This window comes from Pseudonocardia pini (assembly GCF_013870575.1).
In the GTDB taxonomy this organism is placed as follows: Bacteria; Actinomycetota; Actinomycetes; order Mycobacteriales; family Pseudonocardiaceae; genus Pseudonocardia; species Pseudonocardia pini.
In genome coordinates, this window is the sequence record NZ_JACBXB010000008.1 from 22,140 (window position 1) to 28,437 (window position 6,298).

Annotated in this window: 8 protein-coding genes; 5 read left to right on the forward strand and 3 right to left on the reverse strand. The window is 71.8% G+C overall.

The window, feature by feature from the left end; genetic code table 11:
• Positions 1–5: 5 nt before the first annotated feature.
• Together H5J29_RS01600 and H5J29_RS01605 are read right to left on the reverse strand one after the other, a co-directional pair.
• Positions 6–434 carry a DUF6640 family protein gene (locus tag H5J29_RS01600; protein ID WP_181779080.1) on the reverse strand — a complete coding sequence of 143 codons (429 nt, stop codon included), beginning with the start codon at positions 432–434 and terminating at the stop codon, positions 6–8.
• A gap of 100 nt (positions 435–534) precedes the next feature.
• Positions 535–861 (reverse strand): muconolactone Delta-isomerase, encoded by a 327-nt coding sequence (locus H5J29_RS01605; RefSeq protein WP_181779081.1) that lies wholly within the window; start codon positions 859–861, stop codon positions 535–537.
• A gap of 401 nt (positions 862–1,262) precedes the next feature.
• Here H5J29_RS01605 and H5J29_RS01610 point away from each other — a divergent pair, with 401 nt between their 5' ends.
• The 4 genes from H5J29_RS01610 to H5J29_RS01625 all read left to right on the forward strand — a co-directional run bounded on the left by H5J29_RS01610 (position 1,263) and on the right by H5J29_RS01625 (position 4,376).
• Positions 1,263–2,228: a collagen-like domain-containing protein gene (locus tag H5J29_RS01610; protein ID WP_181779082.1), complete on the forward strand. Its 966-nt coding sequence runs from the start codon at positions 1,263–1,265 to the stop codon at positions 2,226–2,228.
• 189 nt (positions 2,229–2,417) lie between these two features.
• Positions 2,418–2,711 (forward strand): Gfo/Idh/MocA family protein, encoded by a 294-nt coding sequence (locus tag H5J29_RS01615; protein WP_181779083.1) that lies wholly within the window; start codon positions 2,418–2,420, stop codon positions 2,709–2,711.
• A 338-nt stretch (positions 2,712–3,049) separates the two neighbouring features.
• Positions 3,050–3,427: a hypothetical protein gene (locus H5J29_RS34190; RefSeq protein WP_220186871.1), complete on the forward strand. Its 378-nt coding sequence runs from the start codon at positions 3,050–3,052 to the stop codon at positions 3,425–3,427.
• Positions 3,428–4,097: 670 nt separating this feature from the next.
• Positions 4,098–4,376, forward strand: coding sequence for a GlsB/YeaQ/YmgE family stress response membrane protein (locus H5J29_RS01625; RefSeq protein ID WP_181779084.1), 279 nt, complete (start codon positions 4,098–4,100; stop codon positions 4,374–4,376).
• Between the two features lie 197 nt (positions 4,377–4,573).
• On the opposite strand, the gene H5J29_RS01630 is transcribed toward H5J29_RS01625, so the two are convergent.
• The gene (locus tag H5J29_RS01630; protein WP_181779085.1) at positions 4,574–5,620 is read right to left on the reverse strand and encodes a class I SAM-dependent methyltransferase; all 1,047 of its coding nucleotides are present in this window, start codon (positions 5,618–5,620) and stop codon (positions 4,574–4,576) included.
• 149 nt (positions 5,621–5,769) lie between these two features.
• On the opposite strand from H5J29_RS01630, the gene H5J29_RS01635 reads away from it, so the two are divergent.
• The coding region (locus H5J29_RS01635; RefSeq protein ID WP_181779086.1) for an AfsR/SARP family transcriptional regulator at positions 5,770–6,298 on the forward strand (529 nt) is incomplete at its 3' end.

A 6,298-nucleotide genomic window follows, 5' to 3' on the forward strand; every position in this document is an offset into this window, starting at 1 on the left:
TGCTCTCAGCCCGGCGCGGGTGCCGGCTCGTGCCGCGCCCGCACCGCATCGGCCTTCACCGTCGCGGCCAGGCCGCCGAGTCCGATGATCGAGAGGAACAGTTGCGGGGGCAGGCCGGCGATCGGGCGTTCGGTGGGCTCGGACACGAACTCCGGGTCGGTCGCCGCGGTTCCGGGAAACAACATCGCACCCCACATCCCCAGCCAGGACACCGACGACAACGCAGCGGCGTTCCGCAGCCGCACGTGGGGGTCTCCCTCACGCTGGAACAGGATGCGCAGCGCGATCGCCGAGATCAGTGCCGACATGGTGATGTACTGAGCGTCGTGGAACTTCGCGTGCGGGGACCATGCGGGATTGCGCATGTGCTGGCGGGCGATCGGTTCCCACAGGTGGTCCACGATCATCGGGCCCACCCCGATGGCGGTGATCAACGATCCGACCACCAGCCTCGACACCCGGTTCGGGCCGCGGCCGCCCTCGGCGATGCCCGTCGCCCGAGACGTGACGTCCGTCCCGGGCGAGCTCCGCCGCCTACGCCTGGACATCGACGGCGCCTTCCGCGACACCGGCGCGCAGGGCGGCCGGGAAGGCCGGGTGCGAGTCGAGAGCCGTGATCTCGAAGTCGTGGTACGGATGCATCGGCAGGGCCTGCAGGTGCTCGTCGAGCATCTCGGCATCGCCGGCGTTCCAGATCGACACGCTCGCCGTGCTGCCGGGGTAGCGCCACATCCAGACGAGATCGCCGGCGGCGATCAGGGTCCGGGCAGCCACCCGCTCGCCGGGCATCAGCGCGTCACGCTCCGCAGCGCTCAGTTCGGCCAGGCGCCGGGACGGCGTCGCCTTCACCAGGTAGTTCATCGTGCTGCCTCCATGTCGGTGGTCGAGGGGCGGTCGTCGAACCCCGGTCCCCCAGTCTTATGTCGCGGCGCGACATCACTGTAGCGATGTCTTGCCGCGACATCAATTGCCCTCGACAGCACCCGCTGAGCCCGCCTCAGCGTGCTCGTCGCGGCCCCACGTGCGCCGTCGGAGCCCGTCGACGATGGCGCCGGGATGGTGTGCCCGGTCACGGTGTCGTCGCCCACAGCGAACTCCGGGTGTATCGATCAAGTAATGGGCCCATCCTGAGTATGACGGCGCAGCGGATCGTCTCTCTCGATCAGCTCGGCTCAACGCCCGCCGTCCTCACTACCTCGATTGACGATCTTCGCCGCTGCGCGGCTCGCTCAGCGTGAACCCCACCTCTCGAAAGGCATCCCATGACGAAGCCGGATCACACACCGAAGATCGACAAGGCCGAGCACGACTCGATCGGCATCGTCGGAGAGATCGTCGTGAACGGCGACCACAGCGCCACGGACGACCAGGGCGACCACGGCACCAAGGGCAATCACGGCGCCAAGGGTGACCAGGGCGCCAAGGGCGTCAAGGGGGATCACGGCGTCAAGGGCGACCAGGGCGTCAAGGGCGACCAGGGCATCAAGGGCGAGATCGGCCCGAAGGGCCCGATCGGACAGCTCGGCGAGCACGGGCCGAAGGGCGATGTCGGCGCGAAGGGCCCCGTCGGACCCGTCGGCGAGCGCGGCCCCAAGGGCGAGCAGGGCCCTGAGGGCCCGATCGGGGAGACCGGGGACAAGGGGCCCGTCGGACCCGTCGGCCTGCCCGGCGAGCGCGGCGACGTCGGCCCTGACGGCCCGACCGGCCAGCAGGGACTGCGCGGCGTTCAGGGCTCCACCGGCGAGCAGGGCGAAACCGGAGAGACCGGAACCCCTGGACTGCCCGGACTGCCCGGCGCCCAGGGCCAGCGCGGAGTCATCGGAGAGCCCGGCCTCCAGGGTGAGAAGGGCCTCCAGGGCGTCGTCGGCGCCCAGGGCGAGGACGGGCCGCTCGGGATCACCGGACCCCAGGGAGTCCAGGGCCGACAGGGATCCGCAGGACCGGACGGCCCCGTCGGCATCCCCGGCGTCCAGGGTGCCCCCGGCGCCACCGGACCGGCTTGGCTCGTCCAGCCCCAGCCCACCGAGCTGTTCCGCAGCGCTCTCCGCGCCGCCACCGACCTCTCGCCCCGCACGGTCATCGACCCCCGCGTCGGCTACCGCTACCTCACCACCCTGGCCTCCCAGCTGGTGAAGCTGCAGGGCGGACTCGTCCTGCGCGCCATCACCCCCGCCGCGGACACCACCGAGACCCACGACAACAGGTCGAACGTGCGCTTCATCGCCTGACCACGGTCCACCGGCACCCCGATCCTCCTCGGATCGGGGTGTCGTCGCGTTCGCCCCAGCCAAGCGGCGTCGAGCTTCCAGGACTGACTCGTCGTCGGATGACGCGTTGTGTCAGACGTCCGCCGACGGTGGACCACTAGGACGTTCAGCTTCCCTCTGGGCATGGCGATCGGCCCCGGTGCAGGTGGCGTGGCGACACGACACGCGACGGTGCTCGCGGGGTTCGATGACGTGGAGCTGGTGGCCGCGACGGACCGAGATCCCGCTCGTGCCCGTGAGTTCGCCCGGACGTTCGGTGCGACGGCGTTCTCCGACGTCACCGGCCTGCTCGCCTCAGGTGTCGACGCCGTCTACGTATGTGTGCCGCCTTCGGGGCACGGACAGCTCGAGTACGAGCCGGCCGCGGCCGGGGTGGCATTGTTCGTGGAGAAGCCCCTGGGGCCGGACGAGGCGACCGCCGAATCCGACCGCCACCGGGGCTAGTGCGTACACCGCACCGGAACGCAGTCCGCAGCTCGGGCTGCCCGACCACGGCGATGCCCGGCGAAGTCACCGCCTCGCCTGCGCGATCGCCCGGTCCTGCGACAGCGGCGTGAGCGAGCGGGTCCGATGACCCCCTCGTCGCGCAGGGGACGGTTCGGCGCCGGGCCGGGCGTCGACGGTTCCGGCCGGGGCGGGAGCAGGCTCCGCCGGGAGCGGCCCGCTCCCGGCGACGATCTCGGGCTGGTCATCGAGTCTCCGGGCCGAGCGGTGGTGCGCCCCCTCCCCCGAGCCGACGGGCCGATCGGGCTGCAGACGTACCCGGTGACCGGGTCGGCTACATGGAGGTCGCCCGGGTCGTCGACAGCACCGACGAAGGGGCGGGCCCGCCGACCGGGACGGCGGTGGCCGCGACCTACGGTCATCGCACCGGCTACCGCAGCGACCCGCTGCGAGAACGGCTCGTCGAGCTGCCCGACCGGCTCGACCCGATCCTCGGGATCTTCGTCGCCCACATGGGCCCCATGTGCGCCAACGGGATCCTGCACGCTGCCGCCGACGCCAGCGGCACCGACGTGCGCGACCTCGGGGACGGGGTTCGGGGCAGGCGCGTCGTCGTCGCCGGTGGCGTCGTCGGACTGCTCGTGGGGCTGTTCGCGCGCACCCATGGTGCGGCTGAAGACCCGGTGGCGGCGGGGTCCGGGAGACCGGGGCGCTGACGTCGTGTTGCAGTGTCGGGGCCGCGCCCACGCGCTCGCCACCGCGCTGCGACTGCTCCGCCCCCAAGGCACCGTCATCGACCTGGCCTTCTACACCGAGGATCTGGCCGGAGTGGCGCTCGGCGCGGAGCTCCACCACAACGGACTGACGATCCGCTGCGCCCAGATCGGCCGGGTGCCCCGCGGTACCGCGCACCTGTGGGACCGCGAGCGGCTTTCGGCCGCCAAGAGGCTGAAGGCCGGCCCGTCGAGGGAACCACCGAGCCGGCAGCGACGGCCCCGGATGACGAAGCCTCGGCAGCCCAACGCCGGCCGGCTGCCCTGCAGTGGGCCATTCCAGCCGTGACCGGTGCGATCGTGGTGCTCAACGCCATCCATGGCGAGCAGCAGCGACCCAGCCGGCAGCTACCGGGGCTCCTCGCCCGTCCCGCACGAGCACTCGGCCTCTCGACCTGAGCCGAATGCGAGCCGCGTAGCCGATACGGCGAAGGCGTCTACGTCGGTCCGCGGTGAATGGCTCCCTCAGGAGGTCGAGCGTCCTGTCGGCCTCGGCTAACGATCGCACAACGAGGGTTTCCGACTAGGACATTCAGGCTATTTGCCCGAAGCGCCATTCACCGTCCGGGCAGGCGATGCACGCCTGTCCGACCCCGACCCCCTGGAGAACCCCATGACCGTCACCGGAATCATCACCGCCATCGTCATCGGCGCGATCATCGGCGCACTCGCCCGCCTCGTGCTGCCGGGCAAGCAGAACATCCCGATCTGGCTGACGATCGTCGTCGGAATCGTCGCCGCCTTCATCGGCACGTTCATCGCCCGTGCCATCGGCATTCCGACCGCCACCAGCGGCATCGACTGGCTCGAGCTGCTCGTCCAGCTCATCGTCGCCGTCATCGGCGTCGCCATCGTCGCCGGTGCCTACGGCCGCCGAGGCGCCCGCCGTTGACAGACGGTGACCGATCCCGGGGCGGCGAGGGGTCGCCCCGGGGATCAGGTCACCGGCCATGCTCGACGCCGGCTCCGGCCGTCGCGACGATCATCGTTCGTACACCTTGCTGAACGGCAGACCGGCGGCAGCCCCGGCATCAGCTCGTCGACGAGAGCAGGCGCCTCGCTGCTCGCGGCGGCCCGTCGTCAGCGCTGTCAGGGCCGGATCTCGTAGACCGCGTTGAACGTCCCCTGCGCGGCCTTGCGGAACCGGGTGAAGCCGGCCTCGGCGGCGATCCGCCGGATCGGGGCCTCGCCGGCCTGGGCGCCGAGGGCGTGGCCGCCGGGCTGGGATAGCGCAGCGGGCACACAGAGGAAGGTCGAGCCGCTGTAGTAGAGCCTGCCGACCGGGTGGAGGTTGTCCGCGACCGTGTCCCCGGCTGCCGGCTCGACGACCATCCACGTGCCGTCCGGCGCGAGCGCCTCGCGAACCCGGCGGGCGGCGCCGACGGGATCGCCCATGTCGTGCAGGCAGTCGAACATGGCGACCAGGTCGTAGTCCTCCCCGGTGAACTCCTGTGCCGACGCGATCTCGAACCGCACTCGCTCCCCCACCCCGGCCTCGGCCGCTCGCTTTCGCGCCTCGTCGACCGACGCCATGTGGTAGTCGGATCCGACGATCGAGCTGCGGGGGAAGGCCTGCGCCATCAGCAGTGCGGACTCACCCAGACCGCAGCCCACGTCGGCGACGCGGGCTCCGGCCTCCAGCTTGGCCTGCACCCCGTCGAGTGCGGGGATCCAGTTCGGCACGAGGTCCGCGACGTACCCGGGGCGGTAGAAGGCGGCGCAGCCGGTGAACACGTCCTCGTGGTGGGCGTGCCAGGGCAGTCCGGTCCCGGTGCGGAAGCTCTCCGCGATCTGCTCCTCGGCCCGCAGGTAGCCCAACACCAGCCGGTAGGCCGTGGAGATGTTCGGCCCATCCGGGTCGACGAGACAGAACGCCTGCTCCTCGGTCAGGGAGAACCGGTCGGTCGCCGCGTCGAAGGTGACGTAACCACCCGCGGCCTGACCGCGCAACCACTCGGCCAGCGGCCGCTCGTGGCACTCGGTGCGCTCGGCGAGCTCCGCGGGTGTCGCCGCCCCCTCGGCCAAGGCCCGATAGAGACCGAGGCGGTTCCCGACGACCACCGAACCCGCCGCGCCCGTCGCACCGACGTCGGCCACGAAACGGCCGAGGAACTCGCGCACCGTGTGGTTGTCCATGTCCTGCTCCTTCCCTGAGTCCGGCTCCCTGCCGGCGTCGGGTCCACCATCGCTCCCAGCGCTTGCACGGAACTGGCGACGGGCTGTCCCGATGCCGGCAGGCTCCCGCGCGAGCGGGACGCCCGGCATGCTGGCGGTGGAGGTGGGGGATGGCGACAGTCCGTGTGGAGGTGCTCGGCCCACTGCGCCTGCTCGTCGACGGCGTGCCGGTCGAGGTCCCGGGTCCCAAGCGACGGGCTGCGTTCGCGCTCCTCGCACTCGCGGAGGGTCGGACGGTGCCGGTGGACCACCTGCTCGACGCGCTCTGGCCGGACGGCGTGCCGGAGTCGGGCCGACAGGCCCTGCAGACCCACGTGTCGCGGCTACGCGCGCTGCTGGGCCCCGCCGCAGGGCGCCTGCGCACCCTGCAGGACGGTTACCGCCTCGAGCTCGCACTGGACGAACTGGATCTCCGGCAGGCTCGGACGCTGTTGGGGCAGGCACGAGACTGCACCGACCCGGCGGTCGCATCGACGTCGCTGCGGCAGGCGCACCTGCTCTGGCAGGGCCCGGCGCTCGCCGACCTGACCGACGTCCCGGCGGTCGCCGTCGCCGTGGCCGAGCTGGAGCGGCTGCGCCGAGAGGTGACGGAGGCATTGGTCGGCCGGGCGGTCGAGAGCGGCGACGGGGCGAGTGTCG